The organism is Pseudomonas sp. 02C 26 (genome assembly GCF_002843585.1).
Classification (GTDB): domain Bacteria; phylum Pseudomonadota; class Gammaproteobacteria; order Pseudomonadales; family Pseudomonadaceae; genus Aquipseudomonas; species Aquipseudomonas shirazensis.
On the sequence record NZ_CP025262.1, the window covers coordinates 4,956,999 to 4,973,027 of the forward strand.

Here is a 16,029-nt window from a genome sequence, read left to right on the forward strand (position 1 = left end):
CCCCTCACGCAACTACCTGACCATGTGCAGGAACTGCATGTGCCGTTCGTACTGGTCGAGGATGTCGTTGATGATCTGCTCCTTGCTGTAGCCGACCAGATCGTAATCCTGGCTACCTTCTGACAGATGCACCTCGGCGCGGTAATAGCGACGGTTTTTCAGCTCTTGCGCGCCCAACCCACCCAAGGCGAAGGACGGCGTGAAATAACCGCGCATCTGCACCTGGTAGATGAACGGCTGCTCTTCACCATGGCCGACTTTCAAGCTGACGTTGTCGTGGCTCGGGTCGTCCTGGGTGATCAGCACAAGGCCTTTCTGCTCGAACACCTCGCGCACCTCATTGATCGCCGGGCGCACCACATCATCCATGAAGCGGTACACCTCATCGCGCGATGGGAAGTGCACAGCCTGGCTCAAACGCTGACGCCAGCCGCCGCGACCACGGCGGCTCTGGGCGACCGGTGCCAGTGAGTGCAACTGGGCAATCCGCCGCTGCGACTCTAGGTAGAACGCCTTGTGCAGGCCCCACATCATGCACAGCAGGATCAGCGAGAACGGCAATGAGGTCAGCACCACCGCCGACTTCAGCGAATCGATGCTGCCAGCGAACAGCAAGGCACTGGTGATCAACGCAGTCATCGCTCCCCAGAAGATCCTCAGCCAGTTCGGGCCGTCTTCGTCAGGGCTGCCGCCCTTGGCCGACAAGGTCGACAACACCACGGTGCCGGAGTCGGCCGAGGTGACGAAGAAGACGAAGCTGATGAACACCGTCACGGCGATCACCGCCTTGCTCCACGGATAGGTTTCGAGCAGCAGGTACAGGCTCATCGACGGGTTTTCCAGCGCCGACTGGCCGAGCGCGACCAGGCCGTGGTTGAGCACCTGGTCCATCGCGCTGTTGGCGAAGATCGACATCCACGCCAGGGTGAAACCAAGCGGGATCAACAGCACGCCGAAGACGAATTCACGAATGGTCCGGCCACGGGAAATCCGCGCGATGAACAAGCCCACGAACGGCGCCCAGGCAATCCACCAGGCCCAGTAGAACACTGTCCAGCCACCCAACCAGTCGCGGTTCTCGCCGTAGGCATAGACGTCGAAGCTCTTGCCTGGCAAGGCGCCAAGGTAGTCACCGAGGTTCTGGATCAGGGTATTGAACAAGTGCTGGGTCGGGCCGGCAAACAGTACGAACAGCAGCAAGGCGCAGGCCAGGAACAGGTTGATGTCGGACATCACCCGCACGCCCTTCTCGACCCCGGCCACGGCTACCGCGACTGCGGCGCCCATCATCAGCGTGATCAGCGCGACCTGTACCCATTGGCTGTGCGGGATGCCGAACAGGTAATCGAGGCCGGAGTTGAGGTGCAGCACGCCAAAGCCCATGTCAGCGCCCAGGCCGAACACAGTGGCGATGATGCCGAAGCCATCCACCGCGTAACCGATCGGGCCGTTGATACGCTTGCCGATCAGCGGGTACAGCGCCGAACGCAGCGCCAGCGGCAGGTTGTGCCGGTAGGCGAAGTAGGCCAGCGCCATGCCGACAAAGGCAAACACGCCCCAGCCATGCAGGCCCCAGTGCAGAAACAGCAGCTTCATCGCCTCGCGCCCGGCCTCGGCGGTGCCGCCCTCGCCCTGGGGCGGTTGCAGCATGTGCGTCAGCGGCTCGGAGACGCAGAAGAAGAACAGCGTGATGCTGATACCGGCGGCGAACAGCATGCCGGCCCAGGACAGGTAACTGAACTCGGGTTCGTCATGATCGGCACCGAGTTTGATCTTGCCATAGCCCGACAAGGCGGTGACCACCACGAACACCAGATACAGGGTCATGGCCAGCATGTAGTACCAGCCCACCGTGTTGGCAGCCCAGTTTTGCGCGGCCAGCAACCAGGCACCGGAGGCCTCAGGGTTGACGATCACCACCAGCCCGAAGAGCAGGATAAAACTGGCGGCGAAGTAGAACACCGGGGCGTTCATGCGCATCTTGCTGTCAGCAAGTTCAGGGATGGGAGTACTCATGCAACCTGCACCCCGCTGTGGGAATCAGGCATAGGATTTAACGGGTTCAGCAAAGGCATATCCTCCTGTTGAACACCGGCAGCGACCAGCGTTTTTATGTTGAACAAGCGTTCAAGTTAAACATGGATCGGCCTTCGATGCGACCTGCCCCGCTGAGCGGGGCAGGTATATAGAGGAGCTGACAACGGCTTTTGCTCGGCGCTTTTGCTATTTTTTTGCCTGGCAGTCGAGCTGCAGATTGGCCTGGGTGATGTTGCTGTCGGCCGGCACGCTGCGGGTCAGCCAGACGTTGCCGCCGATGGTCGAGCCCTTGCCGATGGTGATCCGGCCGAGGATGGTTGCGCCGGCATAGATCACCACATCGTCTTCGACGATCGGGTGGCGCGGCTGGCCCTTGTGCAGGCTGCCGGTTTCGTCGGCGGTGAAGCGTTTGGCGCCCAGGGTCACGGCCTGATAGATGCGCACGCGCTCGCCGATGATCGCGGTTTCGCCGATCACCACGCCGGTACCGTGGTCGATGAAGAAGCTCGGGCCAATCCGTGCGCCGGGGTGGATATCGATACCGGTGGCCGAATGCGCCAGCTCCGAGCTGATCCGCGCCAGCAATGGCAAGCCGGCCAGGTACAGGTGGTGAGCCAGGCGGTGGTGGATGATCGCCAGGATTCCTGGGTAGCACAGCAGCACTTCATCCACGCTGCGCGCGGCCGGGTCGCCGTGGTAGGCGGCGAGCACGTCGGTGTCGAGCAGCACGCGCATCTCTGGCAGGGCCGCAGCGAAGCCCTGGATCAGGCGCAAGGCCTCGCTGTCGGCGTTGGCCTGGTCAGTCTGGCTCTGGCGTGCGGCGTAGCGCAGCTCCAGCCGTGCTTGCGCGAGCAGTGCAGTGAGGGCGGTGTCGAGGGTGTGGCCGACGTAGAAATCCTCGCTCTCTTCACGTAGGTCGACCGGGCCCAGGCGCATCGGGAACAAAGCCCCACACAGTTGCTCGAGAATGCGCTGCATTGCTTCACGCGACGGCAGCTCGCGGCCGCCCTTCTCGCCGCTGCTGCGGCCATTTTGCGTGCGCCATTGCTCACGGGCGCCGCGCAGGCCGGTCACGATCGACTGCAACTGCCATTTGCCGGGGGATGATTGTTCGCTCACGATGTGCTCCTGACTGTCGTATAGATCCACTCTACGTCAAATCCAGCCCTTGGAAAAAACAACGCTTTATTCCATCCTGCGCTAAGTCGGGCATAAGCCACGCTGACGGGCTACCCTCAACGCAGCCGGCCAACGGCTCAATGCACAAAAATGGAATAACAAAATACTTTTTTAGTATTTCATGAGCTAAACAGCCCACCCTTATAGTCGCCACCCACTACTTCCACCAAAAGCGCGGGGCCCTGCCATGTCGATCTTTGCCAAACCGCTACTCAATGCCAGCCTTGCCATCGTGCTTGGCACCGGTCTGTTCAGCCAGGCGTTTGCCGGCGAGCAGCTGCAGACTATCAAGGACAAGGGCGTGCTCAACGTCGGCGTCGAAGGCACTTACCCGCCGTTCAGCTTTGTCGATGACAGCGGCAAGCTGTCGGGCTTTGAGGTAGAGCTGTCGGAGCTGATCGCCAAAGAGCTTGGGGTCAAGGCCAAGGTCCAGCCGACCAAATGGGACGGCATCCTCGCGGCGCTGGAGTCCAAGCGCCTGGACGTGGTCGTCAACCAGGTGACCATCTCCGACGAACGCAAGAAGAAGTACGACTTCTCCGAGCCGTACACCGTCTCCGGCATTCAGGCACTGGTGCTGAAGAAGAAAGAAAAAGATCTGAACATCAAGTCTGCAGCTGACCTGGCCGGCAAGAAGGTCGGTGTCGGTCTGGGCACCAACTACGAGCAATGGGTCAAGGCCAACGTGCCGACCGCCGACGTACGCACCTATGAAGACGACCCGACCAAGTTCCAGGACCTGCGCGTGGGCCGCACCGACGCTATCCTGATCGACCGCCTGGCTGCGCTTGAGTATGCCAAAAAAGCCCAGGATACCGTTGCCGCTGGGGACGCCTTCTCGCGTCTCGAGTCGGGCATTGCCCTGCGCAAGGGTGAGCCCGAACTGCTCGCGGCCATCAATCAGGCCCTGGACAAGCTGCGCGCCGACGGCAGCCTGGCCAAGCTGTCCGAGAAGTACTTCGGCGCTGACGTGACTAAATGATTGAAGAAAGCCTGCAACTGGTAGCCGACTCCGCGCCCTTTCTGCTCAAGGGCGCCGGCTACACCATCCTGCTCAGTGTCGGCGGTATGTTCTTTGGCTTGCTGCTGGGCTTTGCCCTGGCGTTGATGCGCTTGTCCAAGGTGCTGCCGCTGGACTGGCTGGCGCGTATTTACGTGTCGTTCTTCCGCGGCACGCCGCTGTTGGTGCAGCTGTTCGTGATCTACTTCGGCCTGCCGCAGATCGGCCTTGAGCTTGACCCGATCCCGGCAGCGCTGATTGGCCTGTCGCTGAACATGGCAGCCTACGTTTGCGAAATCCTGCGGGCGGCGATCTCGTCGATCGAGCGCGGCCAGTGGGAAGCCTGCGCCAGCATCGGCATGACCCGCGCCCAGGCCATGCGCCGGGCGATCCTGCCGCAAGCCATGCGCACCGCCCTGCCGCCGCTGGGCAACAGTTTTATCTCGCTGGTCAAGGACACCGCGCTGGCGGCCACCATTCAGGTGCCGGAGCTGTTCCGCCAGGCGCAGCTGGTAACGGCGCGGACCTTCGAAGTGTTCACCATGTACCTGGCCGTTGCGGTTATCTACTGGATCCTGGCGAGCATCCTCGCCCACTTCCAGAACCGCCTGGAAGCACGGGTCAACCAGCATGACCAGGAGCGTTGAGCATGATCGTAGTTGAAGGCCTGACCAAGCGGTTCAACGGCCAGACCGTACTCGACGGCATCAACCTGACCGTCCAGCCCGGTGAAGTGATCGCCATCATCGGCCCCAGCGGTTCGGGCAAGACTACCTTTCTGCGCTGCCTCAACCTGCTCGAGACCCCCGACGCCGGACGCATCCAGATCGGCGACATCAGCATCGACGCCAACCGCTCGCTGGGTAACCAGCAGAGCGCCATCCGCCGCTTGCGCCAGCAGGCCGGGTTTGTCTTCCAGAACTTCAACCTGTTCCCCCATCGCACGGCGTTGGATAACGTCATCGAAGGGCCGCTGGTGGTCAAGAAGACCCCGCGCGCCACAGCCCTGGAGCTGGGCCGACGTTTGCTGGCCAAGGTCGGCCTGGCCGGCAAAGAAGACGCCTACCCACGACGCTTGTCCGGTGGCCAGCAACAGCGCGTGGCGATTGCTCGGGCGTTGGCCATGGAGCCGGATGTGATCCTGTTCGACGAGCCGACTTCAGCGCTGGACCCGGAACTGGTGGGTGAAGTGCTGGAGACCATTCGTGGCCTGGCCGAAGAGCAGCGCACGATGATCATCGTTACCCACGAGATGAGCTTTGCCCGGGATGTCGCCAATCGGGTGATCTTCTTCGACAAAGGGGTGATTGTTGAGCAGGGTGAGGCCAAGGCGTTGTTTGCCAATCCGAAGGAAGAGCGGACTCGGCAGTTTTTGCGCAAGTTTCTTGGGACTGCCGCCTCCTAGCGCCCTGCCTTTCGCGGCACTGGTCAGAATTGCTGGGGGCGCTGCGCACCCCCGCCCCGGCAAGGCCGCTCCTACAGTGACCGCGCATGTCGATGGTACGCGGTCACTGTAGGAGCGGCCTTGCCGGGGCGCCGGACCGGTCGGAAAGGGCTGCAAAGCAGCCCCGATGTACTAAAACCAGCCGCAGTATTCAAACCCCCGCCGCCCGCCTAAGCACTTCTATCAATATTCCTAAATGATCGTTCTAAATTATTTGATAAGCCTTTAGGGTATATACACCGGACCACCGGACCAGCACATGCGCAGCGCAACCACCAAGCGCCGCCGCCACTTTTTTGTGAGGTCAGGAATGGTCAGGAATGCAATCACCCCAGTGCATAACGCCAGGGCATTGAGTACAGCCAAGGAGCGGTACTAATGTCCAGCCAGGCACAAACCCTTCACGCCAGCGACCTCGACAGCCCGCCAGCACTGCTGCCGGCCAAGGTCCTGCGCAACGACGCCGAAGCCCTGCAAGCCGCCCATGAGCTGGCCGCAGTCGCTCGCGCAAACGCCTCCAAACGCGACCAGCAGCGCAAGCTGCCGTGGGCCGAGATCGAGCTGTTCACCCGCAGCGGGCTGGGCAGCATCAGCATCCCCAAAGCCTTCGGTGGTGCCGACGTGTCCTTTGTCACGGTCGCCGAGGTGTTTCGCGTCATCAGCGCTGCCGACCCGGCGCTGGGGCAGATCCCGCAGAACCAGTTCGGCATGCTGCAACTGCTGCGCCTGACCGCCAGCGAAGCCCAGCAGGCGCTGATTTTCGGCTCGGTGCTGAACGGCTGGCGGATCGGCAATGCCGGCCCCGAGCGCGGCAGCAAAGACACCCTCACCCTGAAGGCGCGGATCAGCCGTGACGGCGACGCCTATCGCATCAGCGGCGAGAAGTTCTATTCCACTGGCGCACTGTTCGCCCACTGGGTTGCGGTCAAGGCGCTGGATGATGAAGGCCGCCAACGCCTGGCTTTTGTCCGCCGTGGCAGCCCGGGCCTGCGCATCGTTGACGACTGGTCAGGCTTTGGCCAGCGCACCACCGCCAGCGGCACCGTGCTGCTCGACCAAGTACCGGTGGAGGCTGAGCTGGTGATCGACAACTGGCGCCAGCGCGATCTGCCCAACATCCAGGGCGCGGCGTCGCAGTTGATTCAGGCAGCCATCGACGCCGGTATCGCCGAAGCAGCTATCGATGACGCGATCAGCTTTGTGCGCGAGAAGTCCCGGCCGTTTATCGACGCCAACGTCGAGCGCGCCAGCGATGACCCTTATGTGATCGCCGACATCGGCCGGCTCAAGCTCGAGCTGCACGCCGCCGAGGCGCTGCTGCGCAAGGCAGCGCGGGTGCTGGACGAGGTCAACGCGGGGGCCATCGATGCTGACGCCGCCGCGCGCGCTTCGATTGCAGTGGCCGAAGCCAAGGTGCTCACCACCGAGATCGCCCTGCAGGCCAGCGAGAAGCTGTTCGAACTGGCCGGCAGCCGCGCCACCCTCGCCGAGTTCAACCTCGACCGGCACTGGCGCAATGCCCGCGTGCACACCCTGCACGACCCGGTGCGCTGGAAATACCACGCTGTGGGCGCCTGGCATCTGAACGGCACCCGGCCTGCCCGACATTCCTGGATTTGAGGGCCTCTGGGGCTGTTTTGCAGCCCTTCGCGGGTAAACCCGCTCCCACAGGTGACTGAGCTGAACCTTGTGGGAGCAGGTTTACCCGCGAAGGGGCGCGAAGCGGCCCCAAGGCCCCGGAGAACACAATGAACGCAACTGTCATCCGCACTGACGGCGAGGCCCTGGCCGTCGCTGACGAACTCGCCAGGCAACTGCGCCGCGACAGCGCCCTGCGCGACCGCGAGCGGCGCCTGCCGCACGCCGAGCTGGAGCTGTTCAGCCGCTCCGGGCTGTGGGCCATCAGCGTGCCCAAAGCCTTTGGTGGCGCCGGCGTGTCGTATGTCACCCTGGCCAAGATCATCGCCCGGATTGCCCAGGCCGACGGCTCGCTGGGGCAGATCCCGCAGAACCACTTCTACGCCCTGGAAGTGCTGCGGGTAAACGGCACGCCCGAGCAACAGCAGCGGCTGTACGCCGAAGTGCTGGCCGGGCGGCGCTTCGGCAACGCCCTGGCCGAACTCGGTACCAAGACCGCCCACGACCGCACCACCCGGCTCAGCCGCGAGGGCGACGGTTATCGCATCAATGGCCGCAAGTTCTACTCCACCGGCGCGCTGTATGCGCAGCGCATCCCCACTTCGGTGATCGATGACGACGGCGTTCAGCGGCTGGCCTTCGTGCCGGCCGATGCGCCGGGCCTGCAAGTGATCGACGACTGGAGCGGCTTTGGCCAGCGCACCACCGGTAGCGGCTCGGTGGTGTTCGATAACGTCTGGGTAGCCGCTGCCGACGTGGTGGCGTTCCAGAGCGCATTCGAGCGGCCGACACCGGTCGGCCCACTGGCGCAGATCCTCCACGCTGCAATCGATACCGGCATCGCCCGCGCTGCCTTCGAAGACGCGCTGCACTTCGTGCGTACCCGCAGCCGGCCATGGGTCGATTCGGGCCACGACAAGGCCGTCGACGACCCGCTGACCCTGAAGAGCTTCGGCCAGCTGTCGATCCGCCTGCATGCCAGCGAAGCACTGCTGGAACGCGCCGGCGAATTCCTCGACCAGGCCGCGGCAGCCACGCCGGAGACAGCCGCCGAGCGAGTGGCCGCAGCCTCGATCGCCGTCGCCGAGGCCCGTGCCATCAGCACCGAAATCGCCCTCGCCGCCGGCACCACGCTGTTCGAGCTGGCCGGCAGCCAGGCCACCCTGGCCGAGCACAACCTCGACCGCCACTGGCGCAACGCCCGCGTGCACACCCTGCACGACCCGGTGCGCTGGAAGTATCACGCCATCGGCAACTACTACCTCAACGACATCAACCCACCGCGGCGGGGGACGATCTGATGAGCAAGCAAATCCTCCTCAACGCCTTCAACATGAACTGCGTCGGCCACATCAACCATGGCCTGTGGACCCACCCACGCGACACCTCGACCCAGTACAAGACGCTGGACTACTGGACCGACCTGGCCAAGCTGCTTGAGCGCGGGTTGTTCGATGGCCTGTTCATCGCCGATATCGTCGGCACCTACGACGTCTATGGCCAGTCGGTCGATGTAACGCTGAAGGAGTCGATCCAGCTGCCGGTCAACGACCCGCTGCTGCTGGTCTCGGCCATGGCTGCCGTCACCCGCCACCTGGGTTTTGGCCTGACCGCCAACCTCACCTACGAGGCGCCGTATCTGTTCGCCCGCCGGCTGTCGACCCTTGACCACCTGAGCAACGGCCGGGTCGGTTGGAACATCGTCACCGGCTACCTCGACAGCGCTGCCCGCGCCATGGGCCTGGAGCAACAGCCCGAGCACGACCGCCGTTACGACCAGGCCGACGAATACCTGCAAGTGCTGTACAAGCTGCTCGAAGGCAGCTGGGATGACGACGCAGTGGTCGCCGACCGCGAGCAGCGGGTCTACGCCCGCCCCGACAAAGTGCGCAAGGTCGAGCACCACGGCGAGTTCTACAAGGTCGAGGGCTACCACCTCTGCGAACCCTCGCCGCAGCGCACGCCGGTGCTATTCCAGGCTGGCAGCTCGCCACGCGGCCTGAGCTTTGCCGGCAACCACGCCGAATGCGTATTCATCAGCGGCCAGGACAAAGCCTCCACCCGTATTCAAGTCGACAAGGTGCGTGCCGCCGCCAAGGCGGCCGGGCGTGATCCGCAGGCAATCAAGGTATTCATGGGCATTACCGTGATCGTCGCCGCCAGCGAAGCCGAAGCCCAGGCCAGGCATGCCGAATATGTGCGCTACGCCAGCCCTGAGGCCGGCGTCGCCCACTTCGCCAGCTCGACCGGGATCGACTTCGCCGCCTTCGAGCTGGACGAGCCGATCGGCTTCGCCAAAGGCAACGCCATCCAGTCCGCGACCCGCCAGTTGCAGGACAGCGCCTGGACCCGCCGCCGCCTGCTCGACCAGCACAGCCTCGGCGGCCGCTACGTGACCCTGATCGGCACCGCCGCGCAGGTCGCCGATGAGCTGATCGCCTGGATCGACGAAACCGGCCTCGACGGCTTCAACCTGACCCGCACCGTAACCCCGGAAAGCTACGAAGACTTCATCGACATGGTCGTCCCCGAACTGCAACGCCGCGGCCGCTACAAGACCGCTTACCAGGACGGCAGCCTGCGCGAAAAACTGTTCGCCAGCGACCTGCCGCACCTGCCTGCCGACCATCCCGGTGCCCGCTACCGCAACAACACCCCAATCCCTGCCCCGACTGGAGCCCTGCACCATGCTTGATAAACTGTTCCGGCCCGTCGCGGCCGCCGTACTGTCACTGGCCATCAGCGCCAACGTGTTCGCTGCCGAGCCGCTTAAAGTCGGCACCACCGCAGCCTTTGCCATTCCCCTTGAAGCCGCTGTCGAAGAGGCGCACAAGCAAGGCCTGGAAGTGAAGCTGATCGAGTTCAGCGACTGGATCGCGCCGAACGTCAGCCTCAACAGCGGCGATATCGACGTCAATTACTTCCAGCACATCCCGTTCCTGGAAAACGCCAAGGCCGCTGCCGGCTTTGACCTGGTGCCGTACAAGCCGGGGATCATCAACAACGTTGGTCTGTACTCGAAAAAGTACAAAAGCTTTGCCGAGCTGCCGACCGGCGCCAGCGTGGCCATCGCCAACGACCCGATCAACAGCGGCCGTGGCTTGCAGCTGCTGGCCAAGGCCGGGCTGATCACGCTCAAACCCGGCGTTGGCTACAAGGCCACCGAAGAAGACATCGTCGCCAACCCGAAAAAACTGAAGATTCTGCAGGTTGAAGCAGTGCAGCTGGTGCGCGCCTACGACGATGCCGATCTGGTCCAGGGCTACCCGGCCTATATCCGCCTGGCGAACACCTTCGATGCCACCTCGGCACTGCTGTTCGACGGCCTGGAAAACAAGGAATACGTGATCCAGTTCGTTATCCGCCCACAGGAAAAGGACGATCCACGCCTGGCCAAGTTCGTCGACATCTACCAGCACTCGCCTGCGGTAAAGGCTGCGTTGGACAAGGCACACGGCAGCCTCTACCAGGCCGGCTGGGAAGGCTGACATGAGCAGCGCCAGCGCCCTCAGGGTGTCCACTGCCCCAGCCGTCCCGGCGCCCGCCCGCGAGCAGGCGTTGCGGCCCGAGGTCAATCAGGCCCATGTGCGCTTCATCGGCCTGGGCAAGACCTACCCCGGCCAGGCCCAGCCTGCTCTGCAAGGTATCGACCTGAACATCCGCCGGGGCGAGATCTTTGGCATCATTGGCCGCAGCGGCGCCGGCAAGTCGTCGCTGCTGCGTACCATCAACCGCCTGGAACAGCCGAGCCAGGGCCGGGTGCTGATCGATCAGGTCGACATCGCCCCGTTCGACGAAGACCGCTTGGTGGCCCTGCGTCGGCGCATCGGCATGATCTTCCAGCACTTCAACCTGATGTCGGCGAAGACCGTGTGGGACAACGTCGAGCTGCCGCTCAAGGTTGCCGGCGTAGCCAAGGCCGAGCGCCAGCAAAAGGTTCGCGCGCTGCTTGATCTGGTCGGCCTGGCCGACAAGCATCAGGTGTACCCGGCGCAACTCTCCGGCGGGCAGAAGCAGCGCGTCGGCATCGCCCGGGCGCTGGTGCATGACCCGGAAATTCTGCTCTGTGATGAAGCCACCTCGGCCCTCGACCCGGAAACCACCGCGTCGATCCTCGAACTGCTGCGCGACATCAACCAGCGTCTCGGCCTGACCGTGGTGCTGATCACCCATGAAATGGCGGTGATCCGCGATATCTGCCAGCGCGTGGTGGTGCTGGAGCGCGGTCAGGTAGTCGAGCAAGGCGAGGTCTGGCAGGTGTTCGGCAGCCCGCAGCATGCAGTGACCCGCACCTTGCTCGCGCCGTTGCAGGGCAAGTTGCCGGCAGCGTTGCAGAGCAGTTTGCTGCCGACTGCAAGCAACCGCGATGCGGCCCTGGTGCTCAAATTGGTGGTGTTTGGCGAGCCGCAGTTATCCGGCTTGTTTGACGACCTTGGCGGTCAGGTCAGCCTGCTCCAGGGCGGCGTCGAAACCATCGGTGAACATGCGCTGGGGCGGTTGATCGTGTCAGTGCGGGGTTCAGCGCATGACACCCATGGCGTACTCGAACGTGCACGGCGTTGGGCAGATGATGTGGAGGTGTTGGGCTATGTGGACTGAGCGATTGCTGCAAGGCTTGTGGGACACCTTGCTGATGGTCGGCGTGTCATCGCTGGTGGCGCTGCTGTTGGGCATCCCGATGGCGGTGCTGCTGGTCACCAGCGACAAGGGCGGGATTTACCAGGCGCCGTTGCTCAACCGGGTGGTGGGCGCTTTCGTTAACCTGTTCCGCTCGATCCCGTTTCTGATTCTGATGGTGGCGCTGATCCCCTTCACCCGGCTGGTGGTTGGCACCACCTATGGCGTGTGGGCTGCCGTGGTGCCGCTGACCATCGCCGCCACGCCGTTCTTTGCGCGGATAGCCGAGGTCAGTTTGCGCGAGGTTGACCATGGCTTGATCGAAGCGGCGCAGGCGATGGGGTGCCGGCGCTGGCATATCGTTTGGCATGTGTTGCTGCCCGAAGCGCTGCCGGGGATTGTTGGCGGGTTCACCATTACCGTGGTAGCGCTGATCAACTCATCGGCCATGGCAGGCGCGATTGGTGCTGGCGGCTTGGGCGATATTGCCTACCGCTATGGCTATCAGCGGTTTGACAGCCAGGTGATGTTGACTGTGATTGCCATGCTGGTGGTGTTGGTGGCGGTGATTCAGTTGGGTGGGGATCGGTTGGCGCGGGGGTTGAATAAGCGGTGACCGGATTGGGCCCGCTGCGCGCGCCTTTCGCGACACAAGGCCGCTCCTACAGGTGACCGCGTCCGGCCAGGCTACGCGGTCCCTGTAGGAGCGGCCTTGCCGGGGCGCCGGACCGGTCGGAAAGGGCTGCAAAGCAGCCCCAAAAATCTCACCCCCACCCCAGATCCGCAGCGGGCACCGGCCGCCCAAACCAGTAGCCCTGCCCTAACTGACACTCCTGCGCCAACAAGAACAGCGCCTGCTCCGCCTGTTCGACCCCTTCGGCATGCACCTGCATGCCCATGCTCCGAGCCAGGGCGATGATCACCCGTACAATCGCCACATCATCCTCATCCTGCGGCAACCCCGAAACGAACCCCTTGTCGATCTTCAGCTTCTGCACTGGCAAGCGCTTGAGCCGCAGCAGCGACGAATAGCCCGTACCGAAATCATCGATGGCCAGGCGCAAGCCCAGCTCGCGCAAGCGATGCAGCTGCTCCAGCGCCACCTCGGGGTCCTCCATCACCGCGCTTTCGGTCACTTCCAACTCCAGCAGCGCCGGGTTCAAGCCGGTGTCGTGCAGCACCTTGGCCACCTGCAGATACAAATCCCGCTGAGCAAACAGCCGGCTGGAGATATTCACCGCAATGAAGTCCAGCAAATGCCCCGCGGCCTGCCATTCGACCATCTGCCGACACGCCTGGCGCAGCACCCAGCCATCGATCTCGGCAATCAGCCCGCTGGCCTCGGCAATCGGGATGAACTCACCCGGCGGCACCAGCTCGCGCTCGGGGTGCTGCCAGCGCACCAGCGCTTCAACTCCAACCATCTTGCCGCTGGCCAGGTCATGCACCGGCTGGAAGAACAGCCGCAGTTCCTCCTGCTCCAGTGCCCGGCGCAGCTCGGTGGCAATTTCCACCCGCTGCTGGGCATGCGCAGTCAGCTCTTCGGTGTACAACGCATAACCACCGCGACCGTTGCTCTTGGCCTTGAACAGCGCGGCATCGGCATTGCGCAGCAGCTGCGCGGCGCTGAGGGCATCGCTGGGGAACAGGCTGATGCCCACGCTCACCCCAATGAACAGGCTGTGCCCCTCGCAACTGAACGGCTCGCGCATCTGCTCGATCAGCGTCTGCGCCAGGGTTGCCGCCTGGCCGACCTGCTGGCAGTTCTCCAGCAGCACGGCGAATTCGTCGCCGCCGAGCCGGGCCAAGGTCAAGCCCTTGTCCAAGGCCGCACGCAGGCGTTCGCCAACCAATTTGAGCAATTGGTCGCCAACCGGGTGGCCAAGGCCATCGTTGATGCTTTGAAAATGATCCAGGTCGAGCAGCAACAGCGCACAGCCGCGCTTGTGGCTCTGCGCCGCGGCCAGGGCCTGCTCGGCGCGATCATTGAACAGCAGCCGGTTGGGCAAGCCGGTCAGCGGGTCGTGGTGGGCGAGGTAAGCCAGCTCCTGCTCGGAATGCTTGATCGCACTGATGTCGCTGAATACCGCCACGTAATGGCTGAGCTCGCCGCTGTCGTCGCGTACGGCGCAAATCGTCTGCCATTGCGGGTAGATTTCGCCGCTTTTGCGCCGGTTCCAGATTTCGCCGCTCCACTGCCCCTGCTCGCGCAAGGTGGCGTAAATCTGCTGATAGAAGTCCGCCCCATGGCGCCCCGACTTGAACTTGCTCGGGCGCTGGCCGAGCACTTCGTCCTGCTGATAGCCGGTAATACGCATGAACGCGCGGTTAACGTGCACGATCAGGCCCTGCCGGTCCGTCACCAGCACGCCCTCCAGGGTGCTGTCGAACACCGCCGCCGCCATGCGCAGGCGCTCGCGGTCCTCACTGCGCAGGCGCGCGCCGATACCGATGAAGTTGAGCAGGCGCGCCCGTGAGATAAAAATCACCAGCGCACTGAGCAGCACCCACACCAGCACATTGATGCAGCGCCCCAGGTACAGCGCCAACGGATCCTCGGACAACTGTTGCAACAGCTGCTCACTGAGCACCAGCCACAGGATCGATAACACCACGTACAGCGCGGCCATGCGCAAGGCGTCGCGAACAGAACCAGTCATGTCGGGTACTAATGCCCTTAAAAAAAATTGGGGCATTATAGGGCCCGAAACATGTCTTGATGCATTCCTGCTCTGGTTTTATTTCCCGGTCAATGGATAATGCAAAGCGCAGTTCCCCCCCGCGTTTCCGAGGGCTTTTACATTTATGTGGTACTACGGCTTACTCGACCTGTCGGCCTGGCAACTGGTCGCGGTCACCCTGCTGATGACCCACGTGACCATCATCAGCGTCACGATCTACCTGCATCGCTATTCGGCGCACCGCTCGCTCGAGCTGAACGCCGGCCTCAAACACTTCTTCCGCTTCTGGCTGTGGTTGACCACGGCGCAGAACACCCGCGAGTGGACCGCCATCCACCGCAAACACCACGCCAAGTGCGAAACCGTCGATGACCCGCACAGCCCGGTCATCAAAGGCCTGAGCACCGTGCTGCGCAAAGGCGCCGAGCTCTACCGCGAAGAGGCGCAAAACCCCGAAACCCTGCGCATCTACGGCAAGAACTGCCCGGATGACTGGATCGAGCGCAACCTCTACTCGCGCTACAAGCTGGGCGGCATTGCCTTGATGGCAGTGCTCGACCTGCTGCTGTTCGGCACCATCGGCATCACCATCTGGGCGATCCAGATGATGTGGATCCCGTTCTGGGCCGCAGGCGTGGTCAACGGTCTTGGCCATGCCGTTGGCTACCGCAACTTCGAGTGCCGCGACGCCGCCACCAACCTGGTGCCGTGGGGCATCATCATTGGCGGCGAAGAGCTGCACAACAATCACCACACCTACCCCAACTCGGCCAAGCTGTCGGTCAAGCGCTGGGAGTTCGACATGGGCTGGGCCTGGATACGGGTGCTGAGCCTGCTGCGCCTGGCCAAGGTGCAACGGGTCGCGCCAATCGCTCACCGCGTCGAGGGCAAGGCCAGCCTGGACATGGACACGGCCATGGCGATCCTCAACAACCGCTTCCAGATCATGGCCCAGTACCGCAAGCTGGTCATCGCGCCGCTGGTCAAGCAGGAGCTGGATGTAGTCGATGCCTCGCTGCGCCACCGCTTCCGCCGCGCCAAGCGCCTGCTCTCGCGGGAAACCAGCCTGCTGCAGGACCGCCACCACGTGCGGATCGAGTCGATGCTCGCCCACAGCCAGGCGCTCAAAACCATCTACGAGAAGCGCCTGGCGCTGCAACAGATCTGGGCGCGAACCAGCGCCAATGGCCACGACATGCTCGCGGCCATGAAAGACTGGGTCCACGAAGCCGAGGCCAGCGGCATCCAATCGCTGCGCGATTTCGCCAGCCAGCTGAAAACCTACTCGCTGCGCCCAACCGCCTGATCCCCGTTGATCGGCATGCCCTGTTCTGGGGCGTGCCGAGCGGAACTTCACCCCACCTCCTTACTCAAATCCGGCACATCGCCCGCGTGGCGGGCCGGATCGTGGCCGCACGCCCTCAGCCGAGAAT

General features: G+C 63.4%; 13 protein-coding genes. 10 read left to right on the forward strand and 3 right to left on the reverse strand.

Going from position 1 to position 16,029, the window contains the following annotated elements:
• Positions 1 to 12: 12 nt before the first annotated feature.
• Both betT and epsC read right to left on the reverse strand, forming a co-directional pair.
• Entirely contained in the window at positions 13 to 2,016 is a 2,004-nt protein-coding gene (betT, locus tag CXQ80_RS22670) for a choline transporter BetT (protein ID WP_101322568.1), read from the reverse strand.
• A gap of 207 nt (positions 2,017 to 2,223) precedes the next feature.
• Positions 2,224 to 3,156, reverse strand: a complete 933-nt coding sequence (gene epsC / locus CXQ80_RS22675; RefSeq protein ID WP_101322569.1) for a serine O-acetyltransferase EpsC — start codon at positions 3,154 to 3,156, stop codon at positions 2,224 to 2,226.
• Positions 3,157 to 3,403: 247 nt separating this feature from the next.
• Here epsC and tcyJ point away from each other — a divergent pair, with 247 nt between their 5' ends.
• The 9 genes from tcyJ to CXQ80_RS22720 all read left to right on the forward strand — a co-directional run bounded on the left by tcyJ (position 3,404) and on the right by CXQ80_RS22720 (position 12,531).
• On the forward strand, positions 3,404 to 4,198 hold the full coding sequence (gene tcyJ / locus CXQ80_RS22680; RefSeq protein ID WP_101322570.1) for a cystine ABC transporter substrate-binding protein: 795 nt from the start codon (positions 3,404 to 3,406) through the stop codon (positions 4,196 to 4,198).
• Complete coding sequence (gene tcyL, locus CXQ80_RS22685) at positions 4,195 to 4,863, forward strand: cystine ABC transporter permease (RefSeq protein WP_101322571.1); 669 nt, start codon at positions 4,195 to 4,197, stop codon at positions 4,861 to 4,863. Before tcyJ ends, tcyL begins: the two co-directional genes overlap by 4 nt.
• 2 nt (positions 4,864 to 4,865) lie before the next feature.
• Entirely contained in the window at positions 4,866 to 5,621 is a 756-nt protein-coding gene (gene tcyN / locus CXQ80_RS22690; protein WP_101322572.1) for an L-cystine ABC transporter ATP-binding protein TcyN, read from the forward strand.
• Between the two features lie 417 nt (positions 5,622 to 6,038).
• A complete protein-coding gene (locus CXQ80_RS22695) occupies positions 6,039 to 7,280 on the forward strand; it encodes an SfnB family sulfur acquisition oxidoreductase (RefSeq protein ID WP_101322573.1) in 1,242 nt (413 codons plus the stop codon).
• 128 nt (positions 7,281 to 7,408) lie between these two features.
• Complete coding sequence (locus CXQ80_RS22700; protein ID WP_101322574.1) at positions 7,409 to 8,599, forward strand: SfnB family sulfur acquisition oxidoreductase; 1,191 nt, start codon at positions 7,409 to 7,411, stop codon at positions 8,597 to 8,599.
• On the forward strand, positions 8,599 to 9,993 hold the full coding sequence (locus CXQ80_RS22705; RefSeq protein WP_101322575.1) for an LLM class flavin-dependent oxidoreductase: 1,395 nt from the start codon (positions 8,599 to 8,601) through the stop codon (positions 9,991 to 9,993). Before CXQ80_RS22700 ends, CXQ80_RS22705 begins: the two co-directional genes overlap by 1 nt.
• Positions 9,986 to 10,786 carry a MetQ/NlpA family ABC transporter substrate-binding protein gene (locus CXQ80_RS22710; protein ID WP_101322576.1) on the forward strand — a complete coding sequence of 267 codons (801 nt, stop codon included), beginning with the start codon at positions 9,986 to 9,988 and terminating at the stop codon, positions 10,784 to 10,786. Before CXQ80_RS22705 ends, CXQ80_RS22710 begins: the two co-directional genes overlap by 8 nt.
• A gap of 1 nt (position 10,787) precedes the next feature.
• The gene (locus tag CXQ80_RS22715) at positions 10,788 to 11,897 is read left to right on the forward strand and encodes a methionine ABC transporter ATP-binding protein (protein ID WP_101322577.1); all 1,110 of its coding nucleotides are present in this window, start codon (positions 10,788 to 10,790) and stop codon (positions 11,895 to 11,897) included.
• On the forward strand, positions 11,887 to 12,531 hold the full coding sequence (locus CXQ80_RS22720) for a methionine ABC transporter permease (protein ID WP_101322578.1): 645 nt from the start codon (positions 11,887 to 11,889) through the stop codon (positions 12,529 to 12,531). Before CXQ80_RS22715 ends, CXQ80_RS22720 begins: the two co-directional genes overlap by 11 nt.
• 148 nt (positions 12,532 to 12,679) lie before the next feature.
• Here CXQ80_RS22720 and dibA read toward each other — a convergent pair whose 3' ends face one another.
• Entirely contained in the window at positions 12,680 to 14,575 is a 1,896-nt protein-coding gene (gene dibA, locus CXQ80_RS22725) for a phosphodiesterase DibA (RefSeq protein ID WP_101322579.1), read from the reverse strand.
• Positions 14,576 to 14,720: 145 nt separating this feature from the next.
• On the opposite strand from dibA, the gene desA reads away from it, so the two are divergent.
• The gene (gene desA, locus CXQ80_RS22730) at positions 14,721 to 15,902 is read left to right on the forward strand and encodes a delta-9 fatty acid desaturase DesA (protein WP_101322580.1); all 1,182 of its coding nucleotides are present in this window, start codon (positions 14,721 to 14,723) and stop codon (positions 15,900 to 15,902) included.
• Positions 15,903 to 16,029 lie beyond the last annotated feature (127 nt).